The organism is Diaminobutyricimonas aerilata, from assembly GCF_002797715.1.
In the GTDB taxonomy this organism is placed as follows: Bacteria; Actinomycetota; Actinomycetes; order Actinomycetales; family Microbacteriaceae; genus Diaminobutyricimonas; species Diaminobutyricimonas aerilata.
Map to the genome: position 1 here is coordinate 2,649,842 of NZ_PGFF01000001.1, position 16,204 is coordinate 2,666,045.

General features: G+C 71.1%; 17 protein-coding genes. 12 read left to right on the forward strand and 5 right to left on the reverse strand.

The genetic code is table 11. The features are described 5' to 3' along the window. Positions 1 to 13 precede the first annotated feature (13 nt). A complete protein-coding gene (locus CLV46_RS12745) occupies positions 14 to 1,327 on the reverse strand; it encodes an MFS transporter (protein WP_211282197.1) in 1,314 nt (437 codons plus the stop codon). Between the two features lie 105 nt (positions 1,328 to 1,432). Between CLV46_RS12745 and CLV46_RS12750 the strand changes: the two genes are divergently transcribed. From CLV46_RS12750 to CLV46_RS12760, 3 genes are all read left to right on the forward strand, one after another. Beyond that, on the forward strand, positions 1,433 to 2,029 hold the full coding sequence (locus CLV46_RS12750; RefSeq protein ID WP_157802324.1) for a TetR/AcrR family transcriptional regulator: 597 nt from the start codon (positions 1,433 to 1,435) through the stop codon (positions 2,027 to 2,029). A gap of 123 nt (positions 2,030 to 2,152) precedes the next feature. After that, positions 2,153 to 2,506, forward strand: coding sequence for a nuclear transport factor 2 family protein (locus tag CLV46_RS12755; RefSeq protein ID WP_100365122.1), 354 nt, complete (start codon positions 2,153 to 2,155; stop codon positions 2,504 to 2,506). Between the two features lie 29 nt (positions 2,507 to 2,535). Then, a complete protein-coding gene (locus CLV46_RS12760; protein ID WP_100365123.1) occupies positions 2,536 to 3,048 on the forward strand; it encodes a MarR family winged helix-turn-helix transcriptional regulator in 513 nt (170 codons plus the stop codon). A gap of 154 nt (positions 3,049 to 3,202) precedes the next feature. On the opposite strand, the gene CLV46_RS12765 is transcribed toward CLV46_RS12760, so the two are convergent. Continuing rightward, positions 3,203 to 3,826 (reverse strand): GyrI-like domain-containing protein, encoded by a 624-nt coding sequence (locus CLV46_RS12765; RefSeq protein ID WP_100365124.1) that lies wholly within the window; start codon positions 3,824 to 3,826, stop codon positions 3,203 to 3,205. Between the two features lie 60 nt (positions 3,827 to 3,886). On the opposite strand from CLV46_RS12765, the gene CLV46_RS12770 reads away from it, so the two are divergent. The 3 genes from CLV46_RS12770 to CLV46_RS12780 all read left to right on the forward strand — a co-directional run bounded on the left by CLV46_RS12770 (position 3,887) and on the right by CLV46_RS12780 (position 5,655). Then, entirely contained in the window at positions 3,887 to 4,774 is an 888-nt protein-coding gene (locus CLV46_RS12770) for a T6SS immunity protein Tdi1 domain-containing protein (protein ID WP_100365125.1), read from the forward strand. An 87-nt stretch (positions 4,775 to 4,861) separates the two neighbouring features. Continuing rightward, positions 4,862 to 5,332, forward strand: a complete 471-nt coding sequence (locus CLV46_RS12775; RefSeq protein WP_100365126.1) for a hypothetical protein — start codon at positions 4,862 to 4,864, stop codon at positions 5,330 to 5,332. Further along, on the forward strand, positions 5,329 to 5,655 hold the full coding sequence (locus CLV46_RS12780) for a transcriptional regulator (protein ID WP_100365127.1): 327 nt from the start codon (positions 5,329 to 5,331) through the stop codon (positions 5,653 to 5,655). The genes CLV46_RS12775 and CLV46_RS12780 overlap by 4 nt, the downstream gene beginning before the upstream one ends. Positions 5,656 to 5,710: 55 nt before the next feature. On the opposite strand, the gene CLV46_RS12785 is transcribed toward CLV46_RS12780, so the two are convergent. From CLV46_RS12785 to CLV46_RS12795, 3 genes are all read right to left on the reverse strand, one after another. Next, a complete protein-coding gene (locus CLV46_RS12785) occupies positions 5,711 to 6,208 on the reverse strand; it encodes an HNH endonuclease (protein WP_100365128.1) in 498 nt (165 codons plus the stop codon). A gap of 521 nt (positions 6,209 to 6,729) precedes the next feature. Then, positions 6,730 to 7,506: a C40 family peptidase gene (locus tag CLV46_RS12790; protein WP_211282198.1), complete on the reverse strand. Its 777-nt coding sequence runs from the start codon at positions 7,504 to 7,506 to the stop codon at positions 6,730 to 6,732. Between the two features lie 412 nt (positions 7,507 to 7,918). Continuing rightward, positions 7,919 to 8,611 (reverse strand): iron-dependent transcriptional repressor DtxR, encoded by a 693-nt coding sequence (locus CLV46_RS12795; protein ID WP_100365130.1) that lies wholly within the window; start codon positions 8,609 to 8,611, stop codon positions 7,919 to 7,921. 174 nt (positions 8,612 to 8,785) lie between these two features. On the opposite strand from CLV46_RS12795, the gene CLV46_RS12800 reads away from it, so the two are divergent. The 6 genes from CLV46_RS12800 to CLV46_RS12825 are packed head-to-tail and all read left to right on the forward strand — an operon-like array spanning position 8,786 to position 16,187. Next, a complete protein-coding gene (locus tag CLV46_RS12800) occupies positions 8,786 to 11,140 on the forward strand; it encodes a TIGR03773 family transporter-associated surface protein (protein ID WP_100365131.1) in 2,355 nt (784 codons plus the stop codon). Then, entirely contained in the window at positions 11,086 to 12,762 is a 1,677-nt protein-coding gene (locus tag CLV46_RS12805; RefSeq protein WP_211282199.1) for an anchored repeat ABC transporter, substrate-binding protein, read from the forward strand. The genes CLV46_RS12800 and CLV46_RS12805 overlap by 55 nt, the downstream gene beginning before the upstream one ends. Beyond that, entirely contained in the window at positions 12,759 to 13,742 is a 984-nt protein-coding gene (locus CLV46_RS12810; RefSeq protein ID WP_100365132.1) for a choice-of-anchor M domain-containing protein, read from the forward strand. The genes CLV46_RS12805 and CLV46_RS12810 overlap by 4 nt, the downstream gene beginning before the upstream one ends. Continuing rightward, the gene (locus CLV46_RS12815; RefSeq protein ID WP_100365133.1) at positions 13,739 to 14,488 is read left to right on the forward strand and encodes an anchored repeat-type ABC transporter ATP-binding subunit; all 750 of its coding nucleotides are present in this window, start codon (positions 13,739 to 13,741) and stop codon (positions 14,486 to 14,488) included. Before CLV46_RS12810 ends, CLV46_RS12815 begins: the two co-directional genes overlap by 4 nt. Beyond that, positions 14,485 to 15,414 carry an anchored repeat-type ABC transporter permease subunit gene (locus CLV46_RS12820; RefSeq protein ID WP_211282200.1) on the forward strand — a complete coding sequence of 310 codons (930 nt, stop codon included), beginning with the start codon at positions 14,485 to 14,487 and terminating at the stop codon, positions 15,412 to 15,414. The genes CLV46_RS12815 and CLV46_RS12820 overlap by 4 nt, the downstream gene beginning before the upstream one ends. Further along, entirely contained in the window at positions 15,411 to 16,187 is a 777-nt protein-coding gene (locus tag CLV46_RS12825) for a lytic transglycosylase domain-containing protein (RefSeq protein WP_100365135.1), read from the forward strand. Before CLV46_RS12820 ends, CLV46_RS12825 begins: the two co-directional genes overlap by 4 nt. Positions 16,188 to 16,204: the final 17 nt, after the last annotated feature.

Consider the following 16,204-nt stretch of genomic DNA (forward strand, 5'->3'; position numbering starts at 1 on the left):
CGGTGGTGTTCGGTCAGGAGCGCGTGAGGGGAGCCACGCCGGGGGCGCCGTGCTCCTGCCCGATCTCGGGCACGCGCAACACGGCCACGGCCCCGAGCACGCCGAGAACCGCGAGGAAGCCGAAGAAGAGTGTGTAGCCGCCCAGCATCAGCAGCACCGGTGCGAGGAAGGGCACGACCGACTGCGGCAGCGAGTTGGCGATGTTGATGATCGCGAGGTCTTTGCCCGCATCCTTGCTGCTCGGGAGCACGCGAACGCACATCGCCAGGTCGATCGCGAAGAACGCGCCGGTGGCGAGACCGATGATGGCGGTGGCGACGTAGACGACGGTGACAGAGGGCGCGAACGCCATCAGCAGGAGGCCCGTGGCGCCGAGCAGTCCCGCGCCGACCACGAACGGCTTCTGCCGCTTGACGAGGTCGGAGAGGTAGCCGGCGACGACGCTCGAGACGGCGAGGAGGGCGACGGAGAGCAGCGAAAGACCCAGCACGATGGCGCCGACATCCGCGGTGCTGATGCCGAATCGCTGGATGAGGAAGAACGCGTTGTACGTGCCGCTCGCGAAGACGCAGGTGATGAGGAAGCGCACGAGCCAGGCCCAGCCGAAGGCGGGGTGTCGACGCGGGTTGATCCAGAAGGTCTGCGCGATCGCCCGCAGGTCCAGCCGCCTCGCCGCCCGGTCGATGTGCTGGCGCGGGTCGCGCACGAGCAGCACCGCGATCACGCCCGCGACGGCCGCGACGGCAGCGATTACGTGCCACTGAGTCGGGGAACCGGCCTGCACGCTGTTCGCGATGCCGATGCCGAGGAGCGGGCCGATCGCGATCGTGAGGCCGAGCAGACCCGAGACGCCGCCACGTCGCAGCGGTGGCACCTGGTCTGGCACGAGCGCGGTGGTCGCTGCGGACTGGAAGTTGAACAGCGCCTGGATCACGCACCAGAGCACGACGACCTGCCACACTTCCGTGGTGAAGCTGATCGCCACCAGCGCCACGGCGCCGGCGAGCGCGCCGAACAGGATCCACGTGCGTCGCCGACCGAACCGCGCGGTCGTGAGGTCGCTGATGCGGCCGCCGATCGGGTTGAACAGTAGCGCGCACAGCGCGCCGAACCCGGTGACGACGCCGAATGCGGAGGTCGCGTCGCTGCCGTCGAGCAAATCCGTGAGGTGCAGTGTGAGGAGGAGCTGGAGCGGGGTCAGCAGCGCGATGTAGTTGCCGATCTGGGACACCATGAGCGCCGGCACGAGGCGACCCATGCGCGTTCGCGGTTTAGTCGACCAATCCTCTTCGATCGGCGCGATGGTCTGGGGGATGTCGGCGGTCACGGGCGGCACTCCTTCGTGCGGTGATGATGGTGATGTGGAAGCTACTCCTAAATGGAAGTGACTACCAAATCAACGTTGTTCCCACGATCGGTCTACTCTCGACCTATGGGACTGCGGACGATCAAGGCACAGCGCACGCGCGAGGCGATCATCGACATCGCCATCGATCTGTTCGAGAACCAGGGCTACGACCAGACGACGATGGAGCAGATCGCCGAAGGGGCTGAGGTCGGCATCTCGACCCTGTACCGCTACTTCCCGAGCAAAGAGCTCATCGTTCTCGCTCCGATCATGGCCGGCATCGGCGGCCTCGCCGCCGCCCTGCACGCGCGTCCCCAACGGGAGGACCTCGCCATCGCCCTCGGACACGCGTTGCACGAGGTACTGGACCAGGATGAGTCTTCGGAGCAGCGGTTGCTGGTGCTCCGGGCGATCCTCGACCGGTCGACGGGTCCTCGGGCACGACTGTGGGACTTGTGGCATCAGGAGCGCAGCCTGCTCGAGGAGGCAATCGCGGCGCGGACGGGCGCCGAGGTGAGCGAGCCATGGGTCGCCATCACGGCACACACCACCATGACGGTGCTGCAGATGGCACTCGACCAGTGGCGGTCCGAAGTGCCGAGAAGGCATCCCGCCGAGATCGCCGACGAGCTCATCCGCGTCTACCAGTCAGGCTCGATCGTGATCCCCCGTCTGCCTTGATGCATGCCGGGCCCCGAGCGGCGCCTCGACCGGCCGGGCGATCCTTCCGCTCTCCATTGACGTGTGGGCGCCGTGCCACCTATTTTGAGTGATAAATCACGCAATCGGTGACCAGGAGGATTCATGGCTTCCCTCGACGCGCTCATGCGCGCCAATCTGCTCGAGGTGTTCGGCGAGCGCGATGCTGACAGGCGGCTCGACGCGATCCGCCGCACTTACACGGATGACGTGGTCTTCGCCGACGCGGAGGGTGGCGTGGAGGGTCACGACGCGCTGAACGCCAAAGCGCAGAGCATCCTCGACGGCGCGCCCGGCTTCGTGTTCCGTCCCGCCGGCGACGCCTACGAGATCCAGGACATGGGCTATCTCGCGTGGGAGTTCGGCCCCGAGGGCGCCGATCCCGTCGTGCGCGGCGCCGACATGGGCTTCGTGCGCGACGGCGCGCTCGCCAAGGTCTACACGGTCCTGTTCCACTGACCGGTGGGGCCCGGCGCCGGCGGAACGACATGAGCGACTACGACGTCTCGAGCGAGTCGCCCTACGCCTTCCTCGATGACCGCGAGGTCCGCGCCTGGTACGCCTACATGAAGGTGCACCTGCGGCTGCGTTACGAGATGAACCGGCAACTGCGCGCCGACCACGGCATCTCCCTCGCCGACTACGACGTGCTCGTCGCCCTCGTGAGCGACGAGCACGGCACCCTCACCGTCTCCGACCTCGCCACCCGCATCGGCGCAGAGCGCAGCCGCGTCTCGCACCACGTGCAGCGGATGGCCGGGCGCGACCTGCTCGAGATGCGACCGAGCAGCACCGATCGCCGGGCGACGGACGTGGTGCTGACAAATGCGGGACGCCGGCTGCTCGCGGACGTCTCGCCGAGTCACATCGCCTTCGTGCGGTCGGTGTTCCTCGATACCCTGACGCCCGGGCAGCTCGACCAGATGGCCGAGTCGTTCGAGGGCGTGTACGAGCGGCTCATCGCCAAGGGCACGCTGCCCCGCCCCGCCGACCACCCGTAGCCGCGGTATCGCTGATCGAGTAAACGCGGAAAGTCGCCGTAGCGAGATTCCGTGGGCGCTTCGACCGGCTCGCTTCGACGGGCTCGCTTCGACAGGCTCAGCGAGCGTGCCTGCCGAAGATCCCGTGCCCGGAGCCTGTCGAAGGGCACACCTGCTACGCCGGCCTGACCGGCTGGCGCAGCACCGTCTTGAGCTTCTCCGGCGCGGTGCGCCGCGGGTCGCTCAGGTAGATCTCGTGGTGGTGCCCGTTGAACGTCAGCCCGTGCTGCGGCAGGTACTCGTGGTGCAACCGGTCGAGAGTCGGGCCCTCGTCGTCGTAGGCACCGATGTGCAGGATCTGCGCGCTCGTACCCTCCGAGATGCGGCGGAGCTCGACGGGCGGCAGCTGCTTCTTCCCCTCCGCCTTCTCGATCGCGGTGTGCACCATCTCGGCGGTGATCCAGTCGGGCTGGACGATGAGCATGGTCCAGTCCCAGGCGCTCTTGTCGCGGGTGAGGAAGGTGGACATGTCCTCCGCCCACCACAGCCCCTCGAGCGGACCGACCACGAAGTCGCGGTCGAGCTCCCGCTTGCTCGCGAACTTGATCCCGTACGACACCGAGTACAGCGCCTCGACCGCATCCGCATATCCACTCGACGTGTTGGGGTCGCCGTGGCCGTCCACCGCCAGGTAGCTCAGCTCCGGCACCTCGACGACCTCGAAGCCCTTCGCGCTCGGCGCGTACAGACGCTTGTGCGCCTTCTTGATGTCGTACTTCGCGGGCGCGTCGCTGGCCATGCGTCGCATGGTAACCACTCCCCATCGCGTTCGACAGGTACGCGACGGGAAGATGAGCACATGACCGCTTTCGCGCAGTTCACCCCCGTCGCTCCCATCGACGCGACGACGATCGACCGCTACGCCGCCTCGGTGCCCCCGGAGATCGTCGCCGCGTGGCGCGAGCACGGCTCCGGGTACGTCGGTGACGGTTTCTTCCGCTTCGTCGATCCGGCTCGCGCGGACCAGATGCTCGCGGGCATCGGGCTGCCCGCCGGGTCCGTCGTCCTGTTCACGACCGCCCTGGCCGACGTGATCGCCTGGGCGAACGGCATGGTGCTCGTGGTCAAGTTCCGATGGGGCGTGATGGACGTGGCGCAGAACCTGACCTTCCCGCGGCTCGCCGCGCTCGTGTCGGATCCGATCGCGCGCGACGCGACGTGGGAGTGGCAGCCGTACCCGGCGAAGGTCGCGAGCGACGGGGTGCCGCACTTCGAGCAGTGCTACGGATTCGTTCCGCTCCTCGCGCTCGGCGGGCCGCCGGCACCGCAGAACCTGCAGCTCGGCGGGCTGTACGAGCACATCGCGCTCATCGCGCAGCTCGCCGGCGCACCGAAGCTCCGCGGGTTCCTGCGGATGCCCGACGCAGAGGGGCGGCCCATCCCGCCCGCGGTGCCCGTCGACCGCACGTCGCTGCCCGTCGCCCAGCAGGAGCTCGCGCAGTGGGGCGAGGACCTGTTCCGGCGCATCGCGGAAGGCGCGGGCCAGCAGCTCACCGAGCCGATCCACGTCATCCCCGTCGATGACGGTGTGGCGGTCATCCGCGCGATCCGCGGTGGCGGCACCATCTTCGTCGCCGCGGACCGGTCCGCGCTGTACCAGGGGTCATCCGTCGGCTTCGACCAGGGCGTCGGCGCATTCCGGGCCGGCCAGCGCACGCCGATCGAGAAGTTCGGCGGCGCGCGGTAGCGCATCCGACCTGGCTCGCTGCGGTCTGCGCCGATCTGTGTCGCGATCGCGTCGCTTTCCAACTGAGAAAGTCATATGCTTTCCCACATGGAAAACGACTTCGAGCACGGGCAGCCGTCGCCGGCCGACGCGCGCGCCGCTCTCTCGAGCCTCGACGCCGACGGCGCCCGCCTCGCGCAGCACGTCGTCACCCCGTGGTGGTATCACCCCGCGCTCGGCGCGGTCGTGGCACTGCTCACCGGGGCCCAGGCGCTGCCGATGCCCGTGGCGATCGTGCTGGTCGCGGTCGGAATCGCGGCGCTCCCAGTGCTCACGACCACCTACAGCCGGCGCTACGGAGTCGCCGTCAGCCAGCCTGCCGGTCCGCGCAGCCGCCGCCTGTTGCACCTCGCCCTGGCGATGGTGATCGCGGCAATGGCCGCCTCGCTGACCATCCGACTCGGAGCGCTGCCCACCTGGTGGGCGCTGGCACCGACCACCCTTGCGTTCGCCATGACCGTCGTCCTCGGCCGCCGCTACGACGGAGCGCTCCGCGACGAGCTCGCACACCGCGCATGACGTCACCCGTCGCCCCCGCGTTCAACGAGGTCATCCACGCGCCCATCCGCCTGCGGATCTGTGCCCTGCTGCGCCGCGTCGACGAACTGGAATTCGCCGTCGTGCGGGATGCCCTGCAGGTGACGGATGCGACCCTGTCGAAGAACACCAAGGTGCTCGGCGATGCCGGCCTGCTCACGGTACGCAAGGAGAGGTCGCCCGCTCGGGCGGACGCTCGCCGACTCACGTGGCTCGCACTGACCGCGGAGGGGCGCACCGCTCTCGAATCGCACCTCGCCGCGCTCGGCCAGATCGCCGAAAGCAGTCCGACACCCGCTCAGTGATTCGCACGCGCCCGATGCGGCGGGCTTCGCCGCGCCTACTCGACCAGCGAGCACCTCACGCGGCAGGCGCGAGGAACTCCTCCCACTGCGGTTGCGCGCGCTCGACCCCGCGCACCAGCCAGTAGGCGCCGTGCGGGGCGCGCGGCTTGATCCGCAGCGTCCAGCCCATCTCCTGCGGGGTGCGGTCGCTCTTGATGTTGTTGCACTTGAGGCAGCAGGCGACCAGGTTCTCCCAGCTGTCCGCTCCCCCGCGCGAGCGCGGCTGCACGTGGTCGATGGTGGTCGCGGAGGCCCCGCAGTACGCGCACCGGTTGCTGTCGCGGCGCAGCACGCCGCGGCGCGAGACCGGCACGGCCCGCCCGTTCTGGATGCGCACGTAGCGTCTCAGCACGATGACCGACGGGCGGTCCCAGCTGCCCGAGGTGCCGAACACGGGGTGCTCGGAATCCTGGGCGACGATCGACGCCTTGCCGTTCATCACGAGCACGAGTGCTCGCTTGAACGACACGACCGCGAGGGGCTCGTAGCCCGCGTTGAGGACGAGTGTGCGCATGGTCAGCCTCTCGAAAGGGCCTGGACGGCTTCCAGACATTCGAACCGGGGTGGTGCAAGCGGAACCGCCGTACCCGGGAGGCAAACAAAAAGGCGCCGTCGCGAACGACAGCGCCTCAGAGGTCACGAGCGTGCTGGTGCACACTCGCGAGAATGCAGTGCCGTATGTGGAACAGAACGCGCGCATCCACGGGTTGGATGTTGCGCTCTCTGAGCATCCGGCTCTCCCTGGTCTCGAGTTTCCGAGAGCACCAGGGTAAACCACATCCGCGGCACGCCATACCACAGGCGCGCCGGTTCACCTGCCGTTCAGCGAGCGGATGCCCGGGGCGGCGTTCCGCTCGGGTTTCCGTGGAGGGCGGCATTGAGCGCGGACATCCTGAGCGACGCGCCGTTACGAGGGCGCGACGACTGGGGTGTCGCGGAAGAAGTCCGCTCTCAGTGCCGGACACCTCCCGCCCGGGCACAACAAGAAGCGGCGCACCCGATCACTCGGATGCGCCGCTTCTGCAGTTCAGTACGTCAGATGCCGTACCGCACGAAGTAGTGGTTCGACGTGTAGATCGGACGCTCGTTCACGACGCGGCCCGGCATGGGGGCGTCGATGAAGTTGCCGTTGCCGGTGTAGATGCCGACGTGTCCGCCGCCGTCCGTGATGACGAGGTCGCCCGGAAGCGCGTCGGCCGGCGCGATCTTCGTGCCGTTGGCTCCCTGGCGGGCCGAGGAGTGCGGCAGCGAGATGCCGAACTGCGCGTACACGTACATCGTGAGGCCGGAGCAGTCGAAGCCGGCCGGGGTCGCGCCGCCGTAGACGTAGGGGACGCCGAGGTACTGGCGGGCGACGTTGACGACCTGGTTGCCGTCGAAGCTCGGGTAGGGCGGGTTCGCGAGGAAGTCGGATGCGCCGGGTCCGCTGTAGGAGGCGAGCTGCGTGCGCTGCTGCTCGCGCTGGGCGGCGATCTGGCGGGCCTGTTCGGCGGCGCGCGCCGCGGCGAGCTCCTCCGGGGTGGTCGCGGTGAAGTTGTCGCGGGTGGCGACGTTCGCGGCGGCGTCGGCCGGCACGATCACGTTCTGCGAGTTCGACTCGCGGAACTCGGCGGCCGCGGCATCCGATTCGGCGTTCGCCGTCGTGGTGGTGCTGAACGCGTAGGCCGGGAGGGCCAGCGTGGCGACCAGGCCGGTGGCCAGGGTCATCACGGCCACGTTCTTGGCGACGCCCTTGCGGGTGGACTTCGCGGTCACGGGGGTGGTCTTCTTCAGGTCGCCCGCCGGTCGGCGCGGTTCCATGGCTCGGGTCAAGAGGGAGTCTCCAGGCCTCAGCAGCTCTAGGGAGCCACCCCATCCAATCGTGTCGAGTTCACGTCGCGACCCGGGAGATGAGCGGATGAGGCATCCCGGACCCGGTCCTGTCGGCCGTGTGCTGGCCTGTAGGACTCCCCCACGCTACGTGAAGGTAACGAAATTGTCACGCCCGTACCCCGATTGACCCCCGAACGGGGCGTCGGTCCTCCTTGAGGAGGACAGGCGATCCGGGATGCGGCAGGGCCGAAAGTCCCGGAATCCCGCGGAATCCTGCCGGGTCGCGCGAGCTCGAGCGACTTCCCGTCCCATAGTGCGGGTGAAACGCGTCCGCACCCGCAATTCGCGACGGGAACTCGGGCGCGACGCGGCGACGGAAGGACCCGGCGAGCGCCGTGACCGGCGCCGACGCTCAGGCGGCGAGGTAGATGTGCGTCGCGACCTCGACGGGCAGCTCGAGCCCGGACTCGACGCCGTCGACCTGCACGAGCACGTAGGTGCCGGCGGCGGAGACGCGGGCGGTCGCGCCCGGCTTGACGCCCGCATCCTGCAGCTGCTGCAGCAGCTCGGGGTCGAACTGCACCGGCTCACCGAGGCGGCGGATGACGCCGACGGCTCCGTCGGGCGACTGGGCCACCACCCGGGTGAGGCTGATGACACCGTCCATGAAGCGCGGGGTGGGGCTGTCGCCGAGCTCGTCGAGGCCCGGGATGGGGTTGCCGTACGGCGACTCGGTGGGGTGGTTCAGCATCTCGAGCAGGCGGCGCTCGACCTGCTCGCTCATCACGTGCTCCCAGCGACACGCCTCTTCGTGCACGTACGCCCAGTCGAGGCCGATCACGTCGGCGAGGAGGCGCTCCGCGAGGCGGTGCTTGCGCATCACGTGGGTCGCCTTGCGGCGACCGTCCTCGGTGAGGGCCAGGTGGCGGTCGCCTTCGACGACGACGAGGCCGTCACGCTCCATGCGGCCGACGGTCTGCGACACGGTCGGGCCCGAGTGCCCGAGACGCTCCGAGATACGGGCGCGCAGCGGAACGATGTTCTCCTCCTCGAGATCGAGGATCGTGCGCAGGTACATCTCGGTCGTGTCGACGAGATCCGTCATCGGTGCCCTCCCTCTGGCGTCGTCACAGCCTACCCAATTGAGGGTCGCCTTACCTGATAACGATTCTCGCCTGTGCGCCATTCCGAATTGACAGCGGTTCACGAAGCGCGCTAGTTGTTAACGACAATCGTTTTCAATACGGCGTGCCGCCGTGCTTGCAGTAGAGAGTCCGCCATGTCCGAGGGTCGACGCCGTGCCCTGTCATCCCGCGCCGCCGCGACGATCGCCGCCGCTCTCGTCGTCGGGGCGGGCGCGTCCGCCCCGGTGCACGCGGTCGGGCTGCCCGACGTGAACGCCCACGGGGCCGTCGTGCTGAACGGCGGCACTCTCACCCTCGCGTCCACTCTCGAGGGCGGCCACCTCTCGACCCGGGTCGAGACCACGGATGCACGACACTGGGCGCCCGAGAACGTCATCGTGCACGCTCCGCCGAGCACCGCCACGACCGTCGGCGCCGAGCAGCCGCACCTCGGGGATCCGGGGACGCCGATCTGGACCCTGCCGTCGGAGCCGACCGTCGACGCCCCCACCCTGGGCTGGAGCATCGCGGGCGCGACCGCCCACGAGGACGTGCTCTGGACGCTCGAGGCCGCCGAGGGTGCCGGTGACGTCGTGCTGACGGCGCAGCCGGCGAGCACCGAACCCCTCTTCTCGACCCGCGACGGTGTCGACGACACCGATGCGTTCCCGATCCCCGCCGGCACGACGGCGGCGGGGCCGTGGGCGTTCACCGCCGAGGGCGTCTACTGCCTCTCGTTCACCCGCTCGGTCACCCCGACCGGCGGGACGACCACGACCGACGCCTTCCCCCTCACGATCGCGGTCGGCGATGTGGACGTGGACGGCATCGACCCGGCCGACTGCACCGCGGAGGAGCCGCCGGTCGAGGAACCGACGGACCCCGTCTGGGACGTGCCGAACGGCGCGGTCAACGCCGCCGGTGCCACCGTGCTCAACGACGGGCACGTCGACGTCGCCGCACTCGTCGACGGCGGCGCGCTCGTCACCCGCGTGAAGGACACGACCGAGTCGTCCACCCCGACCTGGCGCGACCCGGACGCGACGGTGCTGCAACTGCTGCCCGGCTCGCGGACCACCGTGCCCGACCTGCCGGCGTTCTCGTTCCTCGGGGTGCCGGGTGCCGACCTCTGGCAGCTCTCCCACATCCAGCAGCCGGGTCTGTTGTGGCCCGGCTGGTCGACGGAGGCGATCCCGGCCGGCTCCCTGGCGGGCGGGGTCAGCTGGGCGCTCACGGGGGCCGACGGACCGGGCGATTTCCTGCTCTACCAGCCCTCGGCGCAACTGGGCGCGGTCGACGTGCTGTTCTCCACCCGCGACGGCATCACGGCCGCCGACGGCTTCGCCATCCCGCAGGCGACCCACGCGCACGGCGCGTGGTCGTTCACCGCCGAGGGCGACTACTGCCTCGCCTTCCAGCGAGCCGCGACTCTGCCTTCCGGCGCCGTGGTGCGGGACGACTTCACCCTCGCCGTCGCCGTCGGCACGGCCGACGTCATGGGCCTCGACCCCGCGGATTGCGCCGATCGCGTCGGTGGCGATCCCGGATCGACTCCCCCGCCGCCCGCGCCGGGGCCCGCCCCGCAAACGCCGGACGCGACGGCTCCGGTGCGCGAGGTGCCCGCCGCACAGTGCACGGCGAGCGCCACGATCCTCTCCGCCGGTCACATCGACTACGCCTCCCGGATCGTCGACGGCGGGCTGCGCTCCCTCATCGGCGACGACACCTCGGGCACGAAGGTGTACCGCGATCCGGAGGGCGTCATCCTCTGGCTCAAACCGGATGCCCGACTCACCCTTCCCGGCGGTTACGGTGCCGTCGGACCGGCCGGATCCACCGTGTGGCAGGTACCCCAGTCGCAGAACCCGGCGCTCATCTGGCTCGGCTGGAACACCGAGTCGCTCAACTCCGGCAACGCCCGCGGCACCGTCTCGTGGTCGCTCGACCGCGTGCAGGGACCGGGCTCGGTCAAGGTGTACCTCACGGGCGCGTTCGGCGGTGTGCAGACGATGGTGTTCGACGGCGGCGGCCGCTACGAGATCCCGCTCGGCGTGCACGCGCACGCCAACTGGGCGTTCAGCACGGAGGGCGTCTACCGGCTCACGATGACGCAGGCGGTCACCCTGTCCGACGGGCGCCGCACGAGCGACACGAGTACCGTCACCGTCGCCGTCGGCGCCGTCGACCCCGCCTCGGCCGCCGCCGGCACCGCGTGCGGCGCCGTCTCCCGCCCGCTCTCCCTCCCCCACGAGAAGGCCGGCACGCTGCGGTCGGCGTCGCAGGTGTCGGCGGATGCGGCGAGCGCCGACGCCCGCCCGGTGCGCATCGAGCGCGAGGGCGACGACCCGGTCGCCGCCCCGTTCGCCGCGCTCACGAGCGGCGCCCCGGTGCCGCTGCTGCTGAGCGTGCTCGGCGCGCTGCTGCTCGCGGGCGCGGTGTTCACCGGTGCGCTCTGGTGGACCCGGTCGAGCGCGACCCGGTCGGGCGTGAGCCGACGGGCCGCGAGGTGACCCGCCGGATCGCCGTCGCGGCGGCGGGTGCCCTGCTGCTCGCCGGCTGCGCGAGCCCGGCCGCCCTCACCCCCGACGACGGACGGCTGCAGGTGGTCACGACGACGGGACTGCTCGCCGACCTCGTGCGCAACGTCGGCGGCGACCTCGTGCGCGCCGTCGCGCTCGTGCCCGACGGCGCCGACCCCCACGGCTACGAGCCGACCCTGCGCGACGCGGCGGACGCGGCGCACGCCGACGTGGCGTTCAGCAACTACGCCCTGCAGGAGCCGCGGGGCGTCATCCGCACGCTCGAGGCGAATCTGCGACCGCAGGCGACGCACGTCTCGCTCGCGGAGGAGTCCGCGAAGTACGCGGCCGAGCTCATCCCCCTGATCGAGAACGCGAACCTCGACACGATCTGGCTCGGGGTGCGCGCCCAGGGTGCCGGCGCGGCCTACGGGGCCGACCCGTCGTCGGAGGTGCTGTTCACCGTCACCGCCGTCGACGGGCCGGGCGACGTGTTCGCCTACCTGACCGGCACGTTCGGCGACACCGACGTCTACCTCGACTCGAGCGACGGCTTCGACGCGGCGGGCGGCTACCTCGACGACACGATGACGCTGCCGCTCGACGCCCACACGCACCTCTCCTGGGCGTTCACCGAACCGGGCGTCTACACGCTCGACGCGCAGGCGCGCGTGCAGGCCGGGCAGAGCGCACGCCCGGTGCCGGTGGATGAGGCGCGCTTCGTCTTCGCCGTTGGCGTCGACCCGGCGCGCGCACAACGCCCCGACGCGGCCGTGCTCGACTCCGGCCACGCCGACCTCACCGTCGACCTCGACGGCGGACGTCTCGAGGTGCGCTACGACGCGCAGGGCGGCACGACGCGCAGCGCCACGGCGGCGGATGCGCACGGCCACAGCCACGGCGGGGGGATGCCCTTCGCGCCCGACGAGGTCGTCATCGCCGTGCCCTCCCGCGCCCTCGACGAGGTACCGGACGGCCGCCAGTTCGCCTTCCTGGGGGCGCCGGGGTCGCGGCTCTACCAGTTGCCGCAGGCGGTGCTGGGGCGCAACGTGCACGGCGAGATCGATCCGCACCTGCTGCAGAACGTGCGCAACGCGATGGCGTACACGCAGCTGATCCGCGACACCCTCGTCGACGCCGACCCCGAGCACGCGCGGGAGTACCGCGCGAACGCCGACGCGTACCTCGCCGAACTCACCGAGCTCGACGACGACGTGCGCGAGCGCCTCGCCGACATCCCCGAGGAGCACCGCGACGTGGTCACCACCCACGCCGCGTTCGGCTACCTCGCGGACGCGTACGGGTTGCGGGTCGCCGGCACCGTGACCCCGACCCCGTCCGTCGAGGCGTCGCTCGCCGACCGGCGCAAGCTCGCCGAGACGATCCGCACCCTCGAGGTGCCCGCGGTCTTCCTCGAACCGCACCGCGCCGGCCGCACCTCGACCCTCGCCGACATCGCCCGGGGACTCGGCATCGCCGTGTGCCCGCTCTACGGCGACACCCTCGACGGCACCGTCGGCTCCTACATCGAGCTCATGCGGTTCAACGCGGAGAGCCTGCACGACTGCCTCACCCCTGTTCACAGCACCAGCACCGACCCGGAAGCACGATGACCCGCACCCGTTTCCTCACCCGCGCCCTGCCCGCCGCCGCCCTGCTGCTCGCCGCGGCGTCGCTGCTCGCGCCGACCGCCGCATCCGCGACCGGCACCGACCTCGATCAGACCCTCGACGAGAACATGGCGGTGGTGGGCGGCGAGCGCGTGCTCGACGTCGGCCACGTCGACATGGGCCCGAAGTTCGTCGACGGCGAGTGGAGGTTCCTCATCCACGACGACGTCGCCAAGGCCGATGCGAACGCGACGAGCGTGTGGCGCTACCCCGACGAGACGGTGCTGCACGTGAACGACGCATCGCAGCTCACGGTGCCCGACGACCCCGCCTACGCGTTCCTCGGCGCCGAACCGGGTTCGCCGGTGTGGGTGGTGCCGCAGACGCAGAACCCCGACGTCGTCTGGCTCGGCTGGAACACGCAGGACCCGGAGGTCATGCAGAGCATCGACCGCGGCATCACCCTGTCGCTCACCGGCGCGGAGGGACCGGGCACCGTGACGGTCTACCTGCAGTCCGGCTCGTTCGGCGAACCGCAGGTGCTGTGGGACTCGCGTGTGACCGAGCCGCAGGCGGCATGGGTCGACGTCAACACGCACACCCACGCCAACTGGGTGTTCACGCAGCCGGGCGTCTACCTGCTCGAGCTGACCGCCGAGGCGGACCTCGTCGACGGGTCCACCGTCTCCGACACGCAGGTCGTACGGTTCGCCGTCGGCTCGTCCACCCCGCCCGTCGACGCCTTCGCGGCGACGTGGGGCGGCACGGGCGCGGCGGCAGCGGCGGACGCCGACCCGCGGGCCGCGACCGAGCCCGCCGCGGTCCCGGCCGAGGCCGGCAGCGATCCGCTCGTGCCGATCCTGCTCGGGGCGATCGCGGTCGTCGCGCTCGCTCTCGTCGCGGGCATCGTCGTCGCCGTCGTGCGCGGCAACCGCGCCAAGCGCGCGGTGCTCGCGGACCGTGGTGAGGAGTCGGCCGGATGACCGCCGCGCTCACGGTCGAGGCGACCGGGGTCGAGCTCGGCGGCCGGCGGGTGCTGCACGACGTGCGGCTCGAGGTGCGCCGGGGCGAACTCGTCGGTCTCATCGGCCCGAACGGCGCCGGCAAGACCACCCTGCTGCGCACCATCCTCGGACTGGTGCCCGCCGCATCCGGCAGCGTGCGCATCGACGGCGACTCCAGCCGGGCCGGGAGCGCCGCGATCGGATACGTGCCACAGCGGCACGACATCGCCTGGGACTTCCCGATCTCGGTCGCCCACACCGTGCTCTCCGGGCTCACGGGTCGACTCGGACTGCGGCGCCGACCCGGCGTGGCCGAGTGGGAGGCGGTCGCGGACGCGCTCGACCGGGTGCGGATGACCGACCTCGCCGACCGCCCCATCGGTCGGCTCTCCGGGGGGCAGCGGCAGCGCGTGCTCGTCGCCCGGGCGCTCGTGCTGCGTCCCGCCGTGCTGCTGCTCGACGAGCCCTTCACGGGATTGGACATGCCCACGCAGGACCTGCTCTCCGCCCTCTTCGTCGACCTCGCCCGCGAAGGCCGGGCCGTGCTCATGACGACGCACGACCTGCCGTCGGCGCTGCACTCCTGCGACCGCATCGTGCTGCTCAACCGCACCGTCATCGCCTGCGGGACGCCCGCACAGCTCGCCGGCGATCCCGCCGCGTGGATGGCCGCCTTCAGCGTCGGCCGCGACTCCGCACTGCTGCGCATCCTCGAGGCGGCGTGATGAGTCCGCTCGACTTCCTCTCCGACCTCCTCGACCCCGACCTGGCGTTCCTCGGCAAGGCCCTCGCGGTCGCCGTCATGTCGTCGATCGTGTGCGGCGTGGTGGGCACCTTCGTGGTGCTGCGCGGCATGGCGTTCATCGGCGACGCCGTCGCGCACTCCGTCTTCCCCGGGCTCGCGATCGCGTTCGTCGTCTCGGGCAACCTCGTGCTCGGCGGCACGATCGCGGGGGTGCTCACGGCCGTGCTCGTCGCCGTGTTCGCGCAGAACCGTCGCGTGAAAGAGGACTCCGTCATCGGGGTGTTCTTCGTCGGCAGCTTCGCGCTCGGCATCGTGATCCTCGCGCAGGCGCCCGGGTACGCCGGCAGCCTGCAGCAGTTCCTGTTCGGGTCGATCACCGGCATCCCCGACAGCGACCTGCTCGTGGTGGGCGGCATGGGCCTGCTCGTGCTGCTCGTGCTCTCCGCCGTGCACAAGGAACTCGTCGCCGTGAGCCTCGACCGGGAGTCGGCGCGTGCGATGGGGCTGCCCGTGTTCGCGCTGGATCTGGTGCTCTACGTGCTCGTCACCCTCGCCGTGGTGATCAGCGTGCAGACGATCGGCAACATCCTCGTGCTGGCCCTGCTCATCACCCCTCCCGCGACCGCGCGGCTGCTCACCGACCGGCTCGGCGTCATGATGCTGCTCTCCCCCGTGATCGGCGGACTCGGCGCGCTCGTCGGTCTCTACCTCTCGTGGGCGTGGGAGGTGCCCACCGGCGGCACGATCGTGCTCGTGCTCACGGGCGGGTTCCTGCTCGCCTGGTTCCTCGCGCCGCGCGGCCTGCTCGGCAGGCGCCTCGCCCGGCGACGTGCGGATGCGCACACCGAGGACGCGCTCGCACCGGGAGCGGACGACGCCCCTGTGCCGGCGGAGGCGCGCGCATGAACGCCGGCCACCGCGGCCGCACGGGCTGGCTGCTGCCCTCCGCCACCGCGCTGCTCGCTGCCCTCGGCGCAGGTGCGCTCGTGGCCGCGGCTCTCCTCCCCGCCCCGCAGCAGGCGGCCGCGCCGACTCCCGAGCGGAGCGCCCCGACCGACACGGCGCAACCGGTGCCGGAACGGCGGCACGACGCGCAGGCGGCGACACCCGTCGCGGACCTCGCCGACCCGGCATGGCTGGCCCGCACCTCCGTCGCGACGGACATCCCGCCCCGCGCGCTCGCCGCCTACGCCGGCGCCGCGCTGGATGCCGAACAGACCCATCCCGGGTGCGGCCTCGGCTGGAACACCCTCGCCGCGATCGGCCTCGTCGAGTCGGGACACGGCACCCTCGGCGGCGGCGCCCTCGACGGCGACGGTGTCGCGTCGCCGCCCGTCGTCGGCGTTCCGCTCGACGGTCGCGGCGTCGACGCCGTGGCCGACACCGACGGCGGCGCGCTCGACGGCGACGGCACCTGGGATCGCGCCGTCGGACCGATGCAGTTCATCCCGTCGACCTGGGCGTCGACCGCCCGAGACGGGGACCGCGACGGCCGCACCGACATCCACGACCTCGACGACGCCGCCCTCACCGCTGCGGAGCACTTGTGCGACGTGGGCGGCGACCTCACCGAGCCGTCTGCGTGGATCGCGGCGATCGGCGCCTACAACTCCTCCGTTGACTACAACAACCGCGTCGCCGCCGCGGCCGACGACTACGCCGCGCGCGCCTCCGCCTGACCTCCCCCCAGCACCCC

Coding starts and splice junctions, on each gene's coding strand:
- CLV46_RS12755 (WP_100365122.1), top strand. CDS start 2,153: ATGGCTTCCCTCGACGCGCTCATGCGCGCCAATCTGCTCGAGGTGTTC.
- CLV46_RS12810 (WP_100365132.1), top strand. CDS start 12,759: ATGACCCGCACCCGTTTCCTCACCCGCGCCCTGCCCGCCGCCGCCCTG.
- CLV46_RS12825 (WP_100365135.1), top strand. CDS start 15,411: ATGAACGCCGGCCACCGCGGCCGCACGGGCTGGCTGCTGCCCTCCGCC.
- CLV46_RS12785 (WP_100365128.1), bottom strand. CDS start 6,208: ATGCGCACACTCGTCCTCAACGCGGGCTACGAGCCCCTCGCGGTCGTG.
- CLV46_RS12750 (WP_157802324.1), top strand. CDS start 1,433: ATGGGACTGCGGACGATCAAGGCACAGCGCACGCGCGAGGCGATCATC.
- CLV46_RS12815 (WP_100365133.1), top strand. CDS start 13,739: ATGACCGCCGCGCTCACGGTCGAGGCGACCGGGGTCGAGCTCGGCGGC.
- CLV46_RS12765 (WP_100365124.1), bottom strand. CDS start 3,826: ATGGCCAGCGACGCGCCCGCGAAGTACGACATCAAGAAGGCGCACAAG.
- CLV46_RS12780 (WP_100365127.1), top strand. CDS start 5,329: ATGACGTCACCCGTCGCCCCCGCGTTCAACGAGGTCATCCACGCGCCC.
- CLV46_RS12770 (WP_100365125.1), top strand. CDS start 3,887: ATGACCGCTTTCGCGCAGTTCACCCCCGTCGCTCCCATCGACGCGACG.
- CLV46_RS12760 (WP_100365123.1), top strand. CDS start 2,536: ATGAGCGACTACGACGTCTCGAGCGAGTCGCCCTACGCCTTCCTCGAT.
- CLV46_RS12800 (WP_100365131.1), top strand. CDS start 8,786: ATGTCCGAGGGTCGACGCCGTGCCCTGTCATCCCGCGCCGCCGCGACG.
- CLV46_RS12795 (WP_100365130.1), bottom strand. CDS start 8,611: ATGACGGATCTCGTCGACACGACCGAGATGTACCTGCGCACGATCCTC.
- CLV46_RS12775 (WP_100365126.1), top strand. CDS start 4,862: ATGGAAAACGACTTCGAGCACGGGCAGCCGTCGCCGGCCGACGCGCGC.